Genomic DNA, 18,169 nt, shown 5'->3' with positions numbered 1-18,169 from the left:
ATCGCAGACCGGAGGCGCCAGTGACCTTTGCGAACCTTTTGGACAAGAAAGAGAGAGGCTTCCTGGATGGCCATTTTCTGATCGCGATGCCGGGATTGGAAGGTGGGGCTTTCGAACGCTCCGTGGTCTACATCTGCGCGCACTCCGATGAGGGTGCTATGGGCTTCATCATCAACCGCAGCCAGCAGATCACCTTCACCGACGTTTTGCTGCATCTGAAAATGATGGACCAGACCGACGCCATCATGCTGCCCACTCACACCCGCGACTTCCCCATTCAATGCGGGGGACCTGTGGAAGCGGGCAGGGGCTTCGTTCTGCATTCGGATGATTACAGTAGCGAATCCAGCATTCCCGTCAGCGATGATATCTCGCTTACCTCGACGCTGGATATCGTGCGGGCCATTTCCAGCGGCCAGGGGCCGGACCGTGCCACCATGCTTCTGGGCTATGCCGGATGGGGTGCGGGGCAGCTGGAAAACGAGATGGCCAACAATGGCTGGCTCAACTGCCCGGCGTCCGAAGAGCTCATCTTTGATCGAACGCTGGACAACAAATACGAACGCGCTCTTGCCCTGATGGGCGTCGATCCCAGAATGCTGTCGGCACAGGCCGGTCATGCGTGAGGGAATTTAAAATTAAGCGGAACTAAAATTTGACTGCCCGCGTTTTTACACCGGTTGCCAGCGCCAAGTCTGGTTTAAAAACTAGGGAGAAGCATCATGGGTAGCATGTCTGATAAAGTTGCTGGCAAGGCCAATGAAGTCGCTGGCAAGGTCAAGCAGGGCGTTGGCAAGGCAACGGACAACGACCGTCTGCGCGCCGATGGTGCAGCGCAGGAAACCAAGGGCAAAATCCAGTCCACGACTGGCAAAGCCAAGGATGCCGTAAAAGGCGCCGTCGATCGCATCTAACGATTCGGTACGTCAGCCACCACGCTGACTATGATAATCAGAGCGCATGTGTTGTTTTTCGACACGTGCGCTTTTTCATCTCTAAACAAACCATTCTCAAACATCGAACTGTCTGAAGCACCCAATTGCGGGGTCTCCGGTTCGGTGTTTTTTTAGGAGCAGGAAATGCAGCTATTCTCGTGCGCGGCCTGTGGGCAGCTCGTCCATTTCGACAACCGTTCCTGCGTCAAATGCGGGCATCGTCTGGTCTTCGTGCCCCAGACACTCACCATGGAAGCCATCGAGCCTGCTGGCGATCCGAACTGGTCGCTGGTCGCAAACCCTGAGCGTCAGGTGCGGTTTTGCGCCAATGAGGTAAACGACATTTGCAACTGGTCTGTGCCTGCGGAAAGCAACAGCAATTTCTGCCCGGCCTGCAGCCATAACCGACTGGTACCGGATACCTCGACGGAAGAGGGTGTTGAACAATGGCGCCGGTTGAGCCAGGCGCAACGCCACCTGTTTTACTCCATGCTGCGCTTGGGCCTGCCGCATCCCAACCGCGATGTCGATCCGCAGGGCGGGCTCGTCTTTGACTTCCTCGTGGATGAGGTCGCAGCTGATGGCTCGATCATTCCGGCCATGACGGGTCATGACGAGGGCCTGATCGCCATTCGCGCAGCGGAATCCGACGATGCGACCCGTGAGCAGATCAAAAGCAACATGAACGAGCCCTACCGCACCATGCTCGGCCATTTCCGCCACGAGGTCGGCCACTTCATCTGGAACAAGCTGGTGCGCGACGCCGACAGGCTGGATGCATGCCGCGCAGTGTTTGGCGACGACCGCGCCGATTACGGCGAGGCCTTGAAGCGTAATTACGACCAAGGCCCGCTGCTTGGCTGGCAGCAGAGCTTCATCAGCTCCTACGCCTCCGTCCACCCGTGGGAGGACTTTGCGGAATGCTTCGCGCATTATCTGCACATCGTCGATACACTGGAGACCGCACATGCCTTCGGCATTGCCATCGAGCCGGAAGGTCACGAGGAACTGGAAGCCGATGTCAGCTTCGATCCGTATCGCGCACGCAGTGCAAAACAGCTGGTCAGTGCGTGGATACCATTGAGCGTTGCGCTGAACTCCATGCAGCGCAGCATGGGCGAGGCAGACCTCTACCCCTTTGTGCTGGCGCCCGCCGTTGTCGATAAACTGGAGTTCATGCACCAGCTTCTGCACGGACAAATCCCGGCACAGCAGCAGAATGAAGTACACTCACAGGCGCAGCCGCCACAGCAGCCCGCAGATCAAACTCAGGCTCTCTTCACCACCTGATAGCGCTCTTTCAACAGGCGCAACGCCGCATCTGGCGTATCCGGCGTGCCGAACAGGAAGCTCTGCCCGTAATGACAATTCATGCGGGCAAGCTCTGCTGCATCTTCAGGCGTTTCGATGCCTTCGGCCACCACCTGCATCTCTAGCGCACGTGCCATGGCGATGATCGAGCGCAACAGCACGTTGCGCTTGTCGCTGGTATTGGCGACCAGCGCCTTGTCCAGCTTGATCGTGTCGAACGGAAAGCGCGTGAGATAGGCAAGCGATGAATAACCCGTGCCGAAATCATCGAGCGCCAGGCTGAGGCCCGTTTCCTTCAATTTCGCCAGCACCAGCCGCGCCTGTTCCGGGTTTTCCATCACGATGGATTCGGTCAGTTCGAGCTTCAATTGCTTGGGATTGCAACGGGTCCGCTGCAACATACTGCGCACGTCGTTGTAAAGCTCGTTGTTCAAAAGCTGGGCGCTGGAGATGTTCACCGAAATGAAGATCGGCAGCTTGTCGATGGCGTGTTGCCAGTCCATCAGGTCTGTCGCAGCCCGTTCCAGCGCAAACATGCCGAGCGGTTCGATAAGCCCGGAAGCTTCGGCGATCGGAATGAATTCAGAAGGTGGGATCGAGCCGCGCTTGGGATGCTCCCAACGCATCAGCGCTTCAAAGCCGGCCAGATCACCATTGTCGAGCTTGATGATCGGCTGATAGGCCAGCGACAGTTCCTTGCGCTCGATGGCGCGACGAAGATCGCTTTCCATTTGCAAACGGTCGGTGCCGGAAGTGCGGAAGGCAGGGCGGAATGGCTCGACGCGATTGCCGCCAGCGCGTTTGGCCCGGTACATGGCAAGTTCGGCATCGCTGAGCAGACCGGCGGCGTTTTCCTGCTGGTCGATCCACGACACGAGACCGATGGACGCCGTGAGCACGATTTCGCGATTGGCGAAATTGATCGGCACCATGATCGCCTTGTTCACCGCCTCGGCAAAATCCGCCACGCGCTGTGGGTCACGTTCCGATACCAGGATCAAGCCGAACTCGTCGCCGGAAAGCCGCGCCAGCGTATCCTGCGGTTTCAGCAGACGGCGCAAACGGCGCGTGAGAGCGATGAGGATATTATCGCCAGCGGCTATGCCGAGCGTATCGTTGACCAGCTTGTAGCGGTCGATATCGATGGCCATCACGGTTGGGCGAACGGTCTCGCCCTCCGGCGCGAGGTTGAGGACGGATTGCAGCCGGTCGAGGAAGACCTGACGGTTCGGAAGACCGGTCAGATTGTCGCTTAGCGCGTCCTGCAACAGCCGCTCGACGGAATTTTTCTGTTCGGTGATATCGGTGATCGTGCCGACGCAGCGAATGATTTCACCGTTGGAGCCCAGAACAGGCCGCGCGCGGATTTGCAGCCAGTGAAAATGCCCGTCTTCGGCACGAATGCGGAATTCGTGGTTGAGCCGTCCCTTACGGTGGTCCAGCAGCACGTCCAGCGTCGCCTTGAAGCGGTCGCGGTCGTCTGGATGCAGGCGCGGAATCCAGTTACGCGCGGCACCATGCATTGTGCCAGGGTTCAGGCCCAGCTTGACCGAAACATCGGGTGTGGTGACGATGCGGTCGCGCGTGACGTCCCAGTCCCAAACGGTGTCACCGCTGCCAGTCAGCGCCAGCGATTGCCGCTCCAGATCGGAAAACAGGCCTTGCTGATAGGCACTGCCCGCAAAGGCATGCTGGATGACGGTAAATCCAATCAGGAGCACGATGAGAACAAGGCCACCGCCCAGAGCGGGCTGAACGATGTCATTGTCCAATTGCCCCGTGACCGTCAGCCAACTGCCGAACAGCCAGACAAGAATGAGCGCCCAGGACGGCACCAGCAGAATGGCGCGGTCATAACGGTTGAAGCCGAGATAGATGATGAGCACCAGTCCCGCAGTGGCGGTAAGCGCAAAGGAGAGGCGCGCAATGCCCGAGGCGATGGAGGGATCGTAGATGGCGACGCCGAACAGCGCACCAAGGCCGATGATCCAAGCAAATGTCGCGTAACCCAGATGCGCGTGCCATCGGTTCAGGTTCAGATAGGTGAACAGGAAGACCACGAAACTGGAAGCGAGTGCAACCTCGGCACCCGCGCGCCATATTCGCTCGTCGCTTGATGTGACGGTAATCAGCTTTTCCAGAAAGCCGAAATCGACACAGATATAGGCCAAAACCGCCCAGGAAAGAGCAGCCGACGCAGGCAGAACGGACGTGCCTTTGACGACGAAAAGAATGGTGAGGAGAACGGCGAGAAGACCGGCAATGCCCAGAACGATGCCGCGATACAAGGTAAAGGCGTTGATCGTATCCTTGTAGGCTTCCGGCTCCCAAAGGTAGATTTGCGGCAATTGCGGTGTCGATAACTCGGCCACGAAGGTGATAACCGCGCCGGGATTCAGCGTGATGCGAAACACGTCGGCATCGGGGCTCGGTTGCCGGTCCAGCGCAAAGCCTTCGCTGGGTGTGATCGCAATGATGCGCTGCGAACCGAGATCGGGCCAGAACAGCTTGGAATTCACCAGACGGAAATGCGGCGCAACGATCACTCGCTCCAGCTGCTCTTCCGATACGTTGGCAAGCGCAAACACGGCCCAATCGCCCTGATGCGCGGGCGAAGACGCGCGCACCTCGATGCGGCGGCGAATGCCGTCGGGGCCAGGTGCAGTGGAAACCTGAAAGGCCTCACCCTGATTGGCATGTATATCGGTTGTCGCCGTCAAATCCAACGCGGTGTCATCGCGGGAAATCTTGACCGGCTCGAAGGCGTGGGCTTGTGCAGCGAACAACACGCAGACAAGCATCAGGGGAAAAAAGCGCGCTGCGGCCACAAGACGTCCAACGGGGCGCGACGCAAGGCTAATATATCTCATCAATCTACTGCGTCCCGCCGGGATTTTGCTTGTCGGAAATGAGGGAGAACATGACGTGGTCCCGCCACTCGCCGTTAATTTTCAGATATTCCCGCAAGAGACCTTCCCGCTGAAATCCGGCGTTTTCAAGCAGCCGTATGCTTTTGAAGTTCTCTGGAATACAGGCTGCCTCAATACGGTGCAACTGAAGTCCGTTGAAGATGTAGGGTATTACCAGCTTTAATGCGGCAGACATATGGCCTTGGGCTGCATATGGCTGCCCCATCCAATATCCAATCATGCAGCTTTGCGCCGCCCCTCGGCGGATATAGCCAATGGTGATGCCGCCCAGAAGCGTCTGCTCGTTGTTGAACAGCAGAAGTGACGCCGCCATGCCGGAGGAAAATTCCTGTGAATTGCGCGTCACTCGCACCCGGTACGAACTCTCGGTCAGCTCGTCGCTGCGCCAGGTCGGCTCCCATGGCTGCAGGAAAAGCCGGCTTTCCGAGCGCAGCTGATACCATTGCCGGTAATCGGAATAGCGCGGCAATCTCAGGAGATAATCAGCATTGCGAAGTTCCGGCGTATCGCTGTTGCGGGAAAGAAAACGCAGCATGTAAGGTCAGACCTCATCCACTTGCCACGGATACTTGCCCCTGGGCGTTAGCCGTTTGCCATTTTGACGGACGGCGTTGCGGTCAGCTCTGCCGTGATATCCGAAAGCGGCGAGAGGTTTTCCAGCGGGCCGATGGCAGATAACGTCGGAACTGTATCGAAAAACAGACGTCCTGCAAGATCGGTCAAACGTCCCGTGGTGATATCCCCCAAACGCTGCATCATTTCATCATTGGGAATGGGCCGACCGTAAAGCATCATCTGTCGTGCGATCTGCCCGGCGCGGGCCGCAGGGCTTTCCTGACCCATCAAAAGCTGGGCACGGATTTGCGCACGGGCGCGGTCGATTTCTTCCTGATGGATGGTCTGCGACGACTTGCGAAGCTCGTCGATAATCACTGGCACCAGTTCCGGAAGATCGCTGCTGCCGGTGGCGGCATGAATACCGAAAATGCCGGTATCGGAAAAGCCCCAGTGGAAGGCATAGACCGAATAGCACAGGCCGCGATATTCACGCACTTCCTGAAACAGCCTCGAAGACATGCCGCCGCCCAGAATGTTGGCCAGGATTTGCGAGCAGTAGAAATCACGGGCGTGGTAGGCTTTGCCTTCGAAGCCGAGAAGCACCTGCGCATCCATGAGATCACGCGTTTCGCGAATTTCGCCGCCAGTGTAGATTGCCTTTTCCATCACCGGCGTTGCGGCTGGCATCTGCGGCAGGCCAGCGAAACGCTCTTCGACCTGCTTGACGAAGCTATCGTGATCCACCGCACCCGCGGCCACCACGAAGATGCGGTCGGTCGTATAATTACGGGCCAGATAATGGCGGATTTGGCCGGTCGTAAAGGATTGCACCGTATCCGGCGTGCCAAGAATAGGGCGGCCGATGGTTTGGTCGCGATAGGCGACACCGGAGAAATTGTCGAAGATCACGTCATCGGGCGTATCGGTGGCAGCACCGATTTCCTGAAGGATGACATTCTTTTCCCGCTCAAGCTCGGCCTCTTCGAAGGCAGACTCGGTCAAGATATCCGCAAGGATATCGACAGCGAGCGGTACGTGGTCTTTCAGGACGCGCGCGTAATAGGATGTCGTTTCGGTCGATGTCGCGGCATTGACTTCGCCGCCGACATTCTCGATTTCCTCGGCAATCTGCCGTGCCGTGCGCCGGGCCGTGCCCTTGAACGCCATGTGCTCGAGAAGATGCGCGATGCCGTGCTCGTCATCCGTCTCGTTGCGGGAACCGGATTTGATCCACACGCCGAGCGCTACGCTTTCGAGATGCGGCATTTTTTCCGTAACGACGGTCAACCCGGACGAAAGCCGGGTTACATTTACACTCATATCACGTCTTTCCGCGTCACTCACTCTTGGCGCGAGCATGTTTGCCGATAAATGTTTCCACGGCGTTCAGCTCAGCATCCAGAATGTCGAAACGCTCCTCCCGGTTCATCAGATCAGACAGCCATACTGGAAGGGCGGGATCGATTGCGCAAGCGGATTTTACAGCGGCGGGAAATTTCGCCGGATGTGCGGTGGACAAGGTGACCATCGGAGTGTTTGATTTCTCATGCTTTTTCGCAACGAAAATAGCAGAGGCCGTGTGCGGATCAAGCAGGTAACCGCTCTCGGCAAGCGTGTGTCTGATGGTGGCGGCAACCTGCTTTTCAGTCGCACGACCGGCACGGAAATCGCGCTTGATAAACTTCATCGCCTTGTCGGAAATCTCGAAAGCACCCGATTGCTTCAACCCATCCATGGAGCGTTTGACGGCACCGGCGTCGCGATCATAGGCTTCGAACAGAAGGCGCTCGAAGTTGGAGGAGATTTGGATGTCCATCGAAGGCGACGTCGTTGCGTGCACGCCGCGCATTTCGTAACGGCCGGTTTTTAGAGTGCGCGCCAGAATGTCGTTGTCATTGGTGGCGATCACCAGCTTGTCGATAGGCAGACCCATCTGCTTGGCAACGTAGCCCGCAAAAATATCCCCGAAATTGCCTGTCGGTACCGTGAAAGAGACCTTACGATCCGGACCACCGAGCGACAGCGACGCGGTGAAATAATAGACCACCTGCGCCATGATGCGCGCCCAGTTGATGGAGTTCACGCCCGACAGCTTGACGCTATCGCGGAACTTCCCGTCATTGAACATCTCTTTGACGAGGTTCTGGCAGTCATCAAAATTGCCGTGAACGGCAATGGCATGTACGTTGGACGCGGTCGAGCTGGTCATCTGACGCTGCTGCACCGGTGAGACCTTGCCATGCGGAAAGAGGATGAAGATATCGGTGCGCTCGCGGCCCGCAAAGGCGTCGATCGCAGCGCCACCGGTGTCACCGGACGTGGCGCCAACAATGGTCGCGCGCTCGTTGCGCTGCGTCAGCGTGTAATCCATCAGCCGGGCAATGAGCTGCATCGCCACGTCTTTGAAGGCGAGCGTCGTGCCGTGGAAAAGCTCCAGAATGAAGGAGTTGGGGCCGGTCTGCACCAGAGGCACGACCGCCGGATGCCGGAAGGTGGCATAGGCATCATCGATCATCGCGCGGAAGGTGTCGGCTGGAATTTCGCCGCCGGTGAAGCGGTAGAGAACCTCGAAGGCGACTTCCTGATAGGACTTGCCGCGCATCGCACGAATTTCCTTTTTCGACATGGTCGGCCATTTGCGCGGAACATACAGCCCGCCATCACGCGCCAGACCCGCCAGAAGCGCGTCGGAGAAACCCAGCGATGGGGCGCTGCCCCTGGTCGATACATATTCCACGAGATGGTCCCTTGTCGTCAGTAGCCTATCCGTTGGAAACTTCGGATTTGGGGCGTTTCAACAGCAATTTGCAAAATTCAAGCAAATCCGAGCGCAACCAATCGATTTTTTCCAGCGCCGCTGCTATAGACCATCGCCGACAGGCATGAAAGGCCAATAAATGGGTTCTCTGGTCCTGTATCGGGATAGTTTTTGAAGGGTTGAACAGAGTGACAGGGAATATTTTGCGTTTGTCCGCCACGATATCGCTGCTGACAGTGATTGCAGGTTGCAACTCGTCCAATCCATCGGATTCGATGGCAGTGAATGCACCCGCCGCTCAGGCCGTTACACCCGTGGTTCAGGCCACTTGCCCGCCGATCACCATTCTCGATGGTACTGCCGTGCGCCGTGTCTATGCGGGCGGCGCCAAGGACGACCCGTCCAAACTGGTCTATCAGGCGTCGCTGTCGGACACCACGCGCTCTTGCAGCATGAATGACGCAACGCTGACGGTCAACGTTCTCGCCCAGGGCCGCCTCGTTCCCGGTCCGCTCTCCAAGCCCGGCCGCGTCAACCTTCCTATCCGCGTAACCGTTAAAGACGGCGACGGCGAAATCTTCTCGCAGGTCACCAACTTCCCGGTCGACGTTCCAGCAGGCGAGGCGGGCACGCAATTCATCTTCAACAACCCCAACGTCGCCATTCCCAATGCGCCCGGCGGCGCATCGCGCCAGACCAACGTGTTCATCTCGTTTGATGACGGTGCAGCGAAGGCCGGCTCTAAGAAGGGCCGCCGCGGTTAGTTATTCTGGAGGCCGACTGGTTTTCGCCCAAAGCCCTGTGTTTATGCCAGCCTTTTCTGCCTTGCCAAGAGCTTGCGACACGTTCTTCTCAATGTTATACAAATGTTCTACATTTTGGAGGCGAAGCTCATGGCAGCGATAAAGGGTCAATCAGCGCGAAAAGATTTTTCGACGACATCCAAGCTGAAAAGGGCTGGTGGATCATTGGTTCTCACGGTACCGGCTGCCGCTCGCAATATGCTAGGTCTTACCGAAGGCCAGGAGATGATCGTTTCTGTGAGAGGACGACAGGTTATTGCCGAGGCTGCGCCGAGCTCCTCTGGAACGATAAAGGTTCGTCAGCCCAAATACACGCTCGATGAATTGCTTAATGGGCACGACGCAAACTCGCCTTTGACGCCGGAGCAAGAAGCGTGGGTTAATGCGCCAGCGGTGGGAAATGAAGTTTGGTAAGGCCTAACATTCCGGCACCTGGCGAAATCTGGTGGCTCGACATGCAGCCGTCTGCAGGCAAAGAGCAACGCGGTCGCCATGCTGGGCTTATTCTGTCCGCGTTCAAGTTCAACATGGCAACAGGCTTTGCATTCATCGCGCCCATTACCACGACTGGCACCGCCTCTCGCAGCAACGGATTTGCAATATCATTGATCGGTGCGGGTACAAGCACCACAGGTGTCATCCAGATCGACCAGGTGAAATCAATGGACTGGCGAAACCGGAATGCGGAGAAGTCCAAAGACAAGGTGCCGGATGATGTTTTTGCAGAAGTGCTAGAGCGGTTTGCCCCCATCTTTGGTCTCGTTTTTGCAGTGCCGGACCAAGAGTAACACCATCTGCCTCAAGCCACAGCTCTCATGCGAGATCTTTGTTCTAACATGAGAGCTACGCGGTAATCACGCCACGCCAGCCCATTCAGACAGCGCTTCGATCGTTGCAGGCAGGTCCTGCATACGCGCAATCACCGTCTCAGCACCGGCATCCGTCAAGCGATCGGCGTGGCTGGGGTAGGTGTGTGATGCGCCGGTGAAGCCGATGACGCGCATGCCGGCGGCGCGGGCACCGGTGATGCCGTGCACGGAATCCTCAACGACGACGACGCGGTCCGGTGAGATGTTGAACTGTTGGGCGCCGTGGAGGAAGATGTCGGGCTTGGGTTTGACGCGGTCAGCGCCCAGATCCTTGGCGGAATAGATGTGACCTTCGAAATAGGGCTTGAGGCCGACCTTGGTCAGCATCATCTCCAGCCGGGCGCTGGAGGAGTTGGAGCAGATGCAGCGTGGCAGCGTCAGACGCGACAGCGCGGTCTTGACACCTTCGATCGCCTTTACGTCACGCTCAAGCCGCGCATCCAGAAGCTTTTCGGATTTCTCCAGTAGCGATGCGGACAGCGGAATGATGGCTTCACGCTCGACTTCGAGAAGAATGTTCTTCCACGTCATGCCGGAGAAGCGTTCACCCATTTCCTCAGTCGAAATCGGGTAGCCGGCATCCGTCAGCAGGCGAGATTCCACCTGGGCGGCGATGATTTCGGAATCGACGAGAACGCCGTCGCAGTCGAAAATGATGAGGTCAAAGCCGCTCATGGGCTCTCCTTCGCGATTGAGTATGGAGGAAACGTTGGATACCGAATATTGGCGCGCTTTTAGACCATGTGGGCGGTAAGCTCAACCGATGGCACTGCAAACGAGCCTTGCACGGGTGCAGCCTTGCTCGACAAGTTTCCTGCGGCGCTTTATGTCAGGCCATGGCTAAAACTCCAAAGATCAAACCCGAAGACACCATTGCTGCAAAAATCAGCCGCACGCTGGCTGACCGCATCGTGCGCGGTGAGCTGGCGCCGGGCGCACGGCTGCGCCAGGACCATGTCGCCGAGGAGTTCGGGGCCTCGCACGTGCCGGTGCGCGAGGCCTTCCGTCGGCTGGAAGCGCAGGGGCTGGCCATCAGTATTCCACGCCGGGGCGTGCGGGTGGCGGATTTCGGTCTGGCTGATGTGCAGGAGGTGGCAGAGATGCGCGCGGCACTGGAGGTGCTGGCGCTGCGCCATGCCATCCCCAATTTGACCGCTGCCATATTGGACGAGGCAGAAGCGGCCACGCTTGCGGGCGACAGGGCCATGGATGTGCGCCAATGGGAAGAGGCGAACCGCCGCTTCCATCGGCTGATTACCGCACCCTGCAACATGCCGAGGCTGATGGAAACCATCGACGGCTTGCATGCCGCAAGCGCCCGATTTCTGTTTTCGGCCTGGCGGGCAGGGTGGGAACGACGCACAGATACTGATCACCGCGCCATTATCGATGCTTTGCGCGGCAGGCGCGCAGAAGAGGCAATCCGCATTTTGGATGGACACGTTCAGTGGATTGGCCGAACGGCAATTCGCACGCCAACGGGCTCGACTCGCGACGCCTTCGCAATCGTCGGATAAATTATAGATAATTTAAAATTGTCTTATCATGCTGATTTTATGGAATTTATGTGAAGACTATCCACATGAAGTGGTTGCTGTTGCGTGAATCTTTAAGTTGCTATCTGGATTTCGAAGTGGTTTCTGGTATCAATTATGTCGTCTTTGTAGAATTATCTATAATTTGAAAAGGAAGACATCATGACGGCTCACATTCGCAATGCTCCATCCGGCTTTCTCGATCTTTCGTCGAAATCCTTCGTACAGCAGGCGCTTTTCGTCATCGCTGGAACGCTGGTGCTGGCATTGGCTTCCAAAATTGCGGTGCCAATGGTGCCGGTCCCAATCACCATGCAGACGTTTGCGGTCACGATGATCGGCGCTCTCTACGGCTGGCGGCTCGGCACCTTGACGGTACTTGCATGGCTGGGCGAAGCCATGCTTGGCCTGCCGGTTCTTGCGGGCGTTTCATCCGGTCTTGCGCCCTTCGTCGGGCCGACTGCCGGTTATCTCGTGTCCTTCCCGATCATGGCCGCACTTGTAGGCTTCATGACGGAAAAGGGTATCAGCGGTCACCGCCCTGTTGCTGGTTTCCTGTTGCACTTCGTTGCAAATGCTGTGGGTCTTGCTCTCGGCTGGGCGTGGCTGGCAGGTCTGCTGGGCGCTGAAAAAGCCTGGATCGCAGGCGTTGCTCCCTTTATTCTCGGCGCGGTACTGAAATCAGCTCTTGCTGCTGCCGTCCTCAAGCTTCTCGCTCCGCGCAAAGAGGTTGCCCGGTGACGGTTCGTCTCAGGGCGCATCATCTGCTGTGCATGCTGACCTATCTGGGCAAAGGCTATACGCAAAGCTTCACGGTCAATTACGACCGTGTTGCCGAGCGGCTGAATGGCGGAGAAGAGATCGAAATCATATCCGGCCCTGATGATATCTGCGCGCCTTTATTGGATGACGAGACCGCTCATTGTTTCAGGAGCAGCGTGCAGGCACGTGACGCTCACGCTTTGGCAGTCGCAAGTGGCTGGCTGGGCGAAACACTTGAAATTGGAAGCCGCATCACACCGGACCGAGCCCTAATCGAAAAGCTTCGATCCGGTTTTCAACAGGGTCATCTACGATCCGCATGCTCAGGTTGCGAATGGATAGACCTTTGCGACCGCGTCTCCGCATCCGATTTCTGCGGCGTAAAAATCGCGCCGCAGATGGTGGCTGCTGTCAGTCGGTAATATTCAGTTCCGTGCGCTCGGCGGCAGTCACCGTGGCGGTTACTTCTTTTGGCTCGCGCTTGGTTTTGTCGTCATAGGTCACCTTCACGGAGTAGTTGCCCGGATGCAGGGTTTCCTGATGCGTGGTGCCGTAACGACCTGAAATTTCCTTCTGCGTGCCTTGCAAATCCTTGGTGGTCTCCAGGATATCGATGCGCTGCGCATCCTTTGCGGTCACAGCCAGAACACCGGCATCGAGGTTGACCGTCACGTTGGTGCGCTGTCCCGCTGTCACGCTGAACGGCGTTTCCACGACGACCTTGCCCAGACGCGCACGCATGACGAAGGAACCGGCAGGCATCTGCATCAATTTCCCCGGGCCATAGGTGCCGGTCAGCGTGTCGCGAGTACCATCGAGCGTTTCGTCGGTGGAAACGGTCTCGAAGCGAATATTGTCGGTTTCCACCGCGCGTCCGCCATCCTTGTAAACCGCGTTCGCAATCACGACGCCGCTGGGGATGATGAGGTCATGGCTGATTGTTTCGCCCGCTTTAACGGTAATCGTATCTTCAGCGCGTGTCGGGCCGATGCGGCCCTCAAGCTTTAGCTCGCCAGCAGGCACGAAAATTTCCTTGGCACCGTAAATACTGTCGCTGAAAGTGCCCTGCTTGACATCGACACGTGCCTGCGGCTCGGCTTCCTTGCTGTCCTGGCTACGCTTGGGAATAATGGTCAATTGCGCGGCGTCAAACACGACGTTCACCTGGGCAACCGCTCCATCCTTGATCTCGACAGGAATATTGCGAGTGATGTTGCCGAGGCTTGCCACCGCCACATATTTGCCGACCGGGATTTTCTCCTCGAATGTCGCGTCATAAGCGCCGCCGACATTCTCGTCACTCGCGCCACCGGTGCTGTCGGCCTTGTAGAAATCCCACCGCACCTTGTCGCTGTCACCCAGCGATGGCCCACCCTTGACGAGCATGGCATCGGTCTTGACGTTGACCTGCGGCTTGGGAGCCTGCGGCGTCGCGCTCTGCGCAAAAGCAGTGCTGGCAAAAAGCGTGGAAACAATAATGATAGAAACGCGCATTCTGAAATTACCCCTGCAACCCTCAACCCTGGCTCCACCATACAGATGGCGCGCAAAATTCCGAAATCACAACGTTAAAAGTGACGTCTGGTTCCATTACTCACTATTGAATCTCGTCCGACCGCTAAATGCGCTTCTTAGTCGGGGATATGGCGGTTGGATTGGCAGCGATGATGGGACGCTTTGTGTGATGAGGCGCTTATCTAATAACGGACAGTTTAACCGCATGCGCTCTCTCATTTTAAGCAGTAAGCGTATTTTTTTACACACTTAGCACGATTTTGCGTCCCGCGTTCAGCCTTTGATAACCAACTTCGGTAACCATAAGCATCAGTTTAGTTGAGTAAGCGTATGGAGCGAGTACCCATGGCATCAGTGTTTCCGCTGGCCGATTTTCGGCGTGCCGGTTTTGATCTTGCAGGTGACAGTGACGCCTGGAAAGACAGCATCATCAAGGGTGATTGCGTGGCCGCACTTGAGGCACTGCCCAGCCAGTCCGTCGATGCGATTTTTGCCGACCCGCCATATAACCTTCAACTTGGCGGCACGCTTCACCGCCCTGACCAGTCTCTGGTCGATGCCGTCGACAATGATTGGGACCAGTTCGCATCCTTCGAAGCTTACGATGCCTTTACTCGCGCCTGGCTTCTAGCCTGCCGTCGCGTTTTGAAGCCCAATGGCACGATCTGGGTCATCGGCTCCTATCATAATATCTACCGCGTCGGCTCCATCCTTCAGGATATGAATTTCTGGATTCTGAACGACATCGTCTGGCGCAAGACCAACCCGATGCCGAACTTCAAGGGTCGCCGGTTCCAAAACGCGCATGAAACAATGATTTGGGCCAGCCGCGACGCCAAGGCAAAAAGCTACACCTTCAATTACGAAGCGCTGAAGGCATCCAACGACGACGTGCAGATGCGCTCCGACTGGCTGTTTCCGATTTGCAGCGGCGGCGAGCGTCTGAAGGGCGATGACGGCAAGAAGGTCCACCCGACCCAGAAGCCGGAAGCCCTGCTGGCCCGCGTCATCATGGCATCCACAAAGCCCGGCGATGTCGTGCTCGACCCGTTCTTCGGCTCCGGCACCACGGGTGCGGTGGCAAAGCGTCTGGGCCGCCACTTCGTCGGCATCGAGCGCGAACAGGACTATATCGATGCCGCCTCCGCACGCATCGCCGCCGTCGAGCCTCTGGGCAAGGCGGAACTGACCGTGATGACCGGCAAGAAGGCCGAGCCGCGCGTTGCCTTCAACGTGCTGCTCGAAAGCGGTCTGGTTCGCCCTGGTCAGGTTCTGACGGATGCGAAACGCCGTTACAGTGCCATCATCCGTGCCGATGGCACCGTTGCCTCTGCCGGTACCGCAGGCTCCATTCATCGTCTGGGCGCAAAGGTACAGGGTTTGGACGCGTGCAATGGCTGGACCTTCTGGCACTATGAAGATGGTGAGGCCTTGAAGCCGATCGATGATTTGAGAACACTGATCCGCAATGAAATGGCAAAGGCGGGATAAAGCGATCCACCGCTTTGCCATTGCCAACACAAGGCGATGTCCATCGCCGCGCATACTTTACCCGGTTTAGTACCTTCAGTCCCGGGTGAAGAGGAACAGACGCCCGACGATCCCTGACCGTTGGGCGTCTGTGTATCCGTTATTAATCATAATAGAATTTTCTTAAGTATATCAATTGCATGGCAAGCCTGGAGCAAGTATGGCTCTGTAGCTACTGCGTCCAAGGGAGCCACTAGCAAGCCGCCAACACGCCTGATCGGACATCAGACATGATGTTTTGCAGGGCATGATCAACAATAAGAAAGACGGCAAATTTCCCGTTCGTGAGATTTAAAAATCTGGCCGTTCGCGGCCGGACTGGTGCAGGTAGAAGACCGCCATTTTCGCCTGCACCAGACATTCTCAGCTCAGATGCTGGCTACCCTATCACTTTTCAGGATTTGCTGACAGATCGATAGTGTCCCGATACGTTTCTTTAAATCCCAGTTCATTTTCATAAGTTTTTTTACCTGCAGCCAGCGCTCCAGATAATTCTTTCAAGAGCTGGTCTGCAAACATCGATCCAGCACCTAGCACAATCCACAGAGGCACCCCGATCGCAGACCCAAGTGCTGCTATTCCTGCCGCCTGATTCCCAAAAACGGCAAGGCTAACGGCAGCTGCACCAAGACCCACACGATGGCTTCTTTTTCGGTTATCCCAACCATGTCTTTTTATCTCGGCTGCTATCAGCTTAACCGATGGCCACAAAAGTTTGACATCCAGTGTCAAAGCTATCGCCTTTGCCCCTTTTTTTACGTTGGATATAGGAAGATTTCTTATCTGCAATAATTGCCGGAGCCATGACTGAAAGACGTCGCTTTGTTCGGGCGGTATACTTTTAGCGATTTGAATGATGATCGGACTTGGAACAACGATTTCCTCATACAAAACGAGCGCGTTCCTATTTTGATTGTCCGTCAAAAAATCACCCCATATTTCGCCAAGTCGGCTCTCAATTTCTCGGCACCTGTAAAATGTACCGATTCCCATCCTGCTATTTTAGCACCTTCTACATTCGCTGGCGAATCATCAATGAAAAGACTGCTGGCAGGGTCCAGCCCAAAGGTCCGCGCATGCAATTCATAAATCGCAACATCGGGTTTGATCAGACCGACATCGCCCGACACGGTCACGCCGCGTGAGAGGGTAAGAAACGGATACATCTTCCGTGCCTCGCGGAAGGTATCGGAGGCGAAATTGGTGAGCATCGTCACGTCGTGACCTGAAGCGATCAGGCCTTTGAGAATGGCGACCGAATCGTCATAGGAGTGCGACACCATTTCGTGCCAGTGCAGACGAAAGGCGCGGATCGTCTTTTCGTGGTCCGGGTAAGCCTCCAAAAGCAGCGACTCGGCTTCTTCCCATGTGCGGCCCCGGTCCTGCTCCAGGTTCCATTCGTGCGTGCAGACATTCTCGAAGAACCATGCCCGCTCTTTCTCATCGGGAATGATGCGGCTGTAGGGGATGTTTGGGTCGTAATGGATCAGAACCTTGCCGATGTCGAAAACGATGTGATTGATCTTGGTCATCAATTTTTCCTGCTTTTATCGAATGCGAGAGGAATAGCCTGCGCGATCGCTTTTTTCATCACTGTCGGCAGGGCCTGCGCATCAAGATTTGTGACCGGCTCCCACCATTCGTCATTCGCACCCGGTTTCACGCTGCCGGAAACCTTGGCGCGGAAAATGGATAGCCGAAGCTCGAAATGCGTGAACACATGGACGATCGTACCAGCTGCCTCCCAATCCGCATCGAAGGGTGCGTGCTCAGTGCCGGTGCCGCCATCGATCCGCGCCGTCCATGCGGTCGTCGGCACCTCCGTCATTCCGCCTAGCAGGCCGGTTTCGATCCGGCGACGCAGCAGTATCTCGCCTTTGTCGTTCACCGCAACGAAGGCTGCACCGACGCGCACCGGCTTCTCCTTCTTGGCAGCCTTCACCGGAAAGCGCTCCGGCTCATCCTGCGCTAGCGCCAGACAGTGGTTGTTGAACGGACAGAGCGCGCAGGCCGGGCGCTTTGGCGTGCAAATGGTGGCGCCGAGGTCCATCATCGCCTGAGCAAAATCCCCCGGGCGGTCGGCAGGCGTAATCTCCGCGACCTTCGCCCGCATCACACCTTTGGAACCAGGCAGAGGGGCGTCGATGCAAAACAGGCGGGAAACCACCCGCTCGACATTGCCATCCAGCACCGCCGATTGCCGGTTGAAGGCGATGGCTGCGATGGCTGCTGCCGTGTAATCGCCGATGCCGGGCAGGCTCTTCAAGCCTTCTTCGGTGTCGGGAAACACGCAGCCATGCTGATTGGCAACGGCTTCAGCGCATTTCTTCAGGTTACGTGCGCGGGCATAATACCCAAGCCCCGCCCAAGCGGCCATCACGTCATCGCTGGGGGCTGCGGCCAGATCCTCGACCTTCGGCCATAGCGCCAGAAACTTGGCAAAGTAAGGCTTCACCGCCTGCACGGTGGTCTGTTGTAGCATGACCTCGGACAGCCAAACATGATAAGGATTGGCCCGCAAACCCTTTGCGGTCATCGGTGGTGATGTGCGCCATGGCAGGTCGCGGTGGTGTCGGTCGTACCATGCCAGCAGCATGCCGGCATAAACAGGGTTGTCGATTTTATGAAGCATGGTTTGCTGTGGTCCTCGTATTGCGCCTATA

19 protein-coding genes are annotated in these 18,169 nt (G+C 56.9%); 10 read left to right on the top strand and 9 right to left on the bottom strand.

Annotated elements, in window-relative coordinates; translation table 11 throughout:
* The first annotated feature begins 86 nt into the window (after positions 1-86).
* The 3 genes from RRU01S_RS16235 to RRU01S_RS16225 all read left to right on the top strand — a co-directional run bounded on the left by RRU01S_RS16235 (position 87) and on the right by RRU01S_RS16225 (position 2,225).
* Entirely contained in the window at positions 87-626 is a 540-nt protein-coding gene (locus tag RRU01S_RS16235; RefSeq protein WP_412674296.1) for a YqgE/AlgH family protein, read from the top strand.
* Between the two features lie 96 nt (positions 627-722).
* Positions 723-914 (top strand): CsbD family protein, encoded by a 192-nt coding sequence (locus RRU01S_RS16230; protein ID WP_045231331.1) that lies wholly within the window; start codon positions 723-725, stop codon positions 912-914.
* A gap of 165 nt (positions 915-1,079) precedes the next feature.
* Entirely contained in the window at positions 1,080-2,225 is a 1,146-nt protein-coding gene (locus tag RRU01S_RS16225; protein ID WP_045231330.1) for a zinc-binding metallopeptidase family protein, read from the top strand.
* Here RRU01S_RS16225 and RRU01S_RS16220 read toward each other — a convergent pair.
* From RRU01S_RS16220 to thrC, 4 genes are read right to left on the bottom strand one after another with little or no spacing between them, the layout of a single operon-like run.
* A complete protein-coding gene (locus RRU01S_RS16220; protein ID WP_045231396.1) occupies positions 2,204-5,116 on the bottom strand; it encodes a sensor domain-containing phosphodiesterase in 2,913 nt (970 codons plus the stop codon). The two genes, RRU01S_RS16225 and RRU01S_RS16220, sit on opposite strands and share 22 nt — an antisense overlap.
* A gap of 4 nt (positions 5,117-5,120) precedes the next feature.
* Entirely contained in the window at positions 5,121-5,711 is a 591-nt protein-coding gene (locus RRU01S_RS16215) for a GNAT family N-acetyltransferase (RefSeq protein WP_045231329.1), read from the bottom strand.
* A gap of 47 nt (positions 5,712-5,758) precedes the next feature.
* Positions 5,759-7,054 carry a M16 family metallopeptidase gene (locus RRU01S_RS16210; protein ID WP_045231395.1) on the bottom strand — a complete coding sequence of 432 codons (1,296 nt, stop codon included), beginning with the start codon at positions 7,052-7,054 and terminating at the stop codon, positions 5,759-5,761.
* Between the two features lie 16 nt (positions 7,055-7,070).
* Complete coding sequence (gene thrC / locus RRU01S_RS16205; protein WP_045231328.1) at positions 7,071-8,471, bottom strand: threonine synthase; 1,401 nt, start codon at positions 8,469-8,471, stop codon at positions 7,071-7,073.
* A gap of 230 nt (positions 8,472-8,701) precedes the next feature.
* Between thrC and RRU01S_RS16200 the strand changes: the two genes are divergently transcribed.
* The 3 genes from RRU01S_RS16200 (at position 8,702) to RRU01S_RS16190 (ending at position 10,083) form a co-directional block, all read left to right on the top strand.
* Positions 8,702-9,256: a PilZ domain-containing protein gene (locus RRU01S_RS16200; protein ID WP_234936165.1), complete on the top strand. Its 555-nt coding sequence runs from the start codon at positions 8,702-8,704 to the stop codon at positions 9,254-9,256.
* 129 nt (positions 9,257-9,385) lie between these two features.
* Positions 9,386-9,709, top strand: a complete 324-nt coding sequence (locus RRU01S_RS16195; protein WP_045231393.1) for an AbrB/MazE/SpoVT family DNA-binding domain-containing protein — start codon at positions 9,386-9,388, stop codon at positions 9,707-9,709.
* Positions 9,703-10,083, top strand: a complete 381-nt coding sequence (locus tag RRU01S_RS16190; protein ID WP_131367801.1) for a type II toxin-antitoxin system PemK/MazF family toxin — start codon at positions 9,703-9,705, stop codon at positions 10,081-10,083. Before RRU01S_RS16195 ends, RRU01S_RS16190 begins: the two co-directional genes overlap by 7 nt.
* 66 nt (positions 10,084-10,149) lie before the next feature.
* On the opposite strand, the gene RRU01S_RS16185 is transcribed toward RRU01S_RS16190, so the two are convergent.
* A complete protein-coding gene (locus RRU01S_RS16185; protein WP_045231326.1) occupies positions 10,150-10,839 on the bottom strand; it encodes an HAD family hydrolase in 690 nt (229 codons plus the stop codon).
* 161 nt (positions 10,840-11,000) lie between these two features.
* On the opposite strand from RRU01S_RS16185, the gene RRU01S_RS16180 reads away from it, so the two are divergent.
* From RRU01S_RS16180 to RRU01S_RS16170, 3 genes are all read left to right on the top strand, one after another.
* Positions 11,001-11,681, top strand: coding sequence for a GntR family transcriptional regulator (locus tag RRU01S_RS16180; protein ID WP_045231325.1), 681 nt, complete (start codon positions 11,001-11,003; stop codon positions 11,679-11,681).
* Between the two features lie 180 nt (positions 11,682-11,861).
* Positions 11,862-12,440, top strand: coding sequence for a biotin transporter BioY (locus RRU01S_RS16175; protein ID WP_045231324.1), 579 nt, complete (start codon positions 11,862-11,864; stop codon positions 12,438-12,440).
* Positions 12,437-12,883: a DUF1284 domain-containing protein gene (locus RRU01S_RS16170; protein WP_045231323.1), complete on the top strand. Its 447-nt coding sequence runs from the start codon at positions 12,437-12,439 to the stop codon at positions 12,881-12,883. The genes RRU01S_RS16175 and RRU01S_RS16170 overlap by 4 nt, the downstream gene beginning before the upstream one ends.
* Here the strand turns inward: RRU01S_RS16170 and RRU01S_RS16165 are convergent.
* The gene (locus tag RRU01S_RS16165) at positions 12,873-13,955 is read right to left on the bottom strand and encodes a hypothetical protein (protein WP_045231322.1); all 1,083 of its coding nucleotides are present in this window, start codon (positions 13,953-13,955) and stop codon (positions 12,873-12,875) included. The genes RRU01S_RS16170 and RRU01S_RS16165 overlap by 11 nt on opposite strands.
* 366 nt (positions 13,956-14,321) lie before the next feature.
* Here RRU01S_RS16165 and RRU01S_RS16160 point away from each other — a divergent pair, with 366 nt between their 5' ends.
* Positions 14,322-15,467 carry a site-specific DNA-methyltransferase gene (locus RRU01S_RS16160; RefSeq protein ID WP_045231321.1) on the top strand — a complete coding sequence of 382 codons (1,146 nt, stop codon included), beginning with the start codon at positions 14,322-14,324 and terminating at the stop codon, positions 15,465-15,467.
* A gap of 426 nt (positions 15,468-15,893) precedes the next feature.
* Here RRU01S_RS16160 and RRU01S_RS16155 read toward each other — a convergent pair whose 3' ends face one another.
* Genes RRU01S_RS16155 through mutY form a run of 3 tightly spaced genes read right to left on the bottom strand, consistent with a single transcriptional unit; the run spans position 15,894 to position 18,138 of the window.
* Positions 15,894-16,430 carry a hypothetical protein gene (locus tag RRU01S_RS16155; RefSeq protein ID WP_052816102.1) on the bottom strand — a complete coding sequence of 179 codons (537 nt, stop codon included), beginning with the start codon at positions 16,428-16,430 and terminating at the stop codon, positions 15,894-15,896.
* Complete coding sequence (locus RRU01S_RS16150; protein ID WP_045231320.1) at positions 16,427-17,038, bottom strand: HAD family hydrolase; 612 nt, start codon at positions 17,036-17,038, stop codon at positions 16,427-16,429. The genes RRU01S_RS16155 and RRU01S_RS16150 overlap by 4 nt, the downstream gene beginning before the upstream one ends.
* Positions 17,038-18,138: an A/G-specific adenine glycosylase gene (mutY, locus tag RRU01S_RS16145; RefSeq protein ID WP_045231319.1), complete on the bottom strand. Its 1,101-nt coding sequence runs from the start codon at positions 18,136-18,138 to the stop codon at positions 17,038-17,040. Before mutY ends, RRU01S_RS16150 begins: the two co-directional genes overlap by 1 nt.
* Positions 18,139-18,169 lie beyond the last annotated feature (31 nt).

Origin of the sequence: Agrobacterium rubi TR3 = NBRC 13261 (assembly GCF_000739935.1) — a bacterium.
In the GTDB taxonomy this organism is placed as follows: domain Bacteria; phylum Pseudomonadota; class Alphaproteobacteria; order Rhizobiales; family Rhizobiaceae; genus Agrobacterium; species Agrobacterium rubi.
Note: the sequence above shows the minus strand (reverse complement) of the source record. Positions and strands in the feature narration are given on the sequence as shown.

What these genes read in the sequence shown, in the direction of transcription:
- RRU01S_RS16160 (WP_045231321.1), top strand. Translation starts at nt 14,322, where the DNA reads ATGGCATCAGTGTTTCCGCTGGCCGATTTTCGGCGTGCCGGTTTTGAT.
- RRU01S_RS16150 (WP_045231320.1), bottom strand. Translation starts at nt 17,038, where the DNA reads ATGACCAAGATCAATCACATCGTTTTCGACATCGGCAAGGTTCTGATC.
- RRU01S_RS16225 (WP_045231330.1), top strand. Translation starts at nt 1,080, where the DNA reads ATGCAGCTATTCTCGTGCGCGGCCTGTGGGCAGCTCGTCCATTTCGAC.
- RRU01S_RS16185 (WP_045231326.1), bottom strand. Translation starts at nt 10,839, where the DNA reads ATGAGCGGCTTTGACCTCATCATTTTCGACTGCGACGGCGTTCTCGTC.
- RRU01S_RS16195 (WP_045231393.1), top strand. Translation starts at nt 9,386, where the DNA reads ATGGCAGCGATAAAGGGTCAATCAGCGCGAAAAGATTTTTCGACGACA.
- RRU01S_RS16165 (WP_045231322.1), bottom strand. Translation starts at nt 13,955, where the DNA reads ATGCGCGTTTCTATCATTATTGTTTCCACGCTTTTTGCCAGCACTGCT.
- RRU01S_RS16235 (WP_412674296.1), top strand. Translation starts at nt 87, where the DNA reads ATGCCGGGATTGGAAGGTGGGGCTTTCGAACGCTCCGTGGTCTACATC.
- RRU01S_RS16180 (WP_045231325.1), top strand. Translation starts at nt 11,001, where the DNA reads ATGGCTAAAACTCCAAAGATCAAACCCGAAGACACCATTGCTGCAAAA.
- mutY (WP_045231319.1), bottom strand. Translation starts at nt 18,138, where the DNA reads ATGCTTCATAAAATCGACAACCCTGTTTATGCCGGCATGCTGCTGGCA.
- RRU01S_RS16220 (WP_045231396.1), bottom strand. Translation starts at nt 5,116, where the DNA reads ATGAGATATATTAGCCTTGCGTCGCGCCCCGTTGGACGTCTTGTGGCC.
- RRU01S_RS16210 (WP_045231395.1), bottom strand. Translation starts at nt 7,054, where the DNA reads ATGAGTGTAAATGTAACCCGGCTTTCGTCCGGGTTGACCGTCGTTACG.
- RRU01S_RS16175 (WP_045231324.1), top strand. Translation starts at nt 11,862, where the DNA reads ATGACGGCTCACATTCGCAATGCTCCATCCGGCTTTCTCGATCTTTCG.
- RRU01S_RS16230 (WP_045231331.1), top strand. Translation starts at nt 723, where the DNA reads ATGGGTAGCATGTCTGATAAAGTTGCTGGCAAGGCCAATGAAGTCGCT.
- RRU01S_RS16215 (WP_045231329.1), bottom strand. Translation starts at nt 5,711, where the DNA reads ATGCTGCGTTTTCTTTCCCGCAACAGCGATACGCCGGAACTTCGCAAT.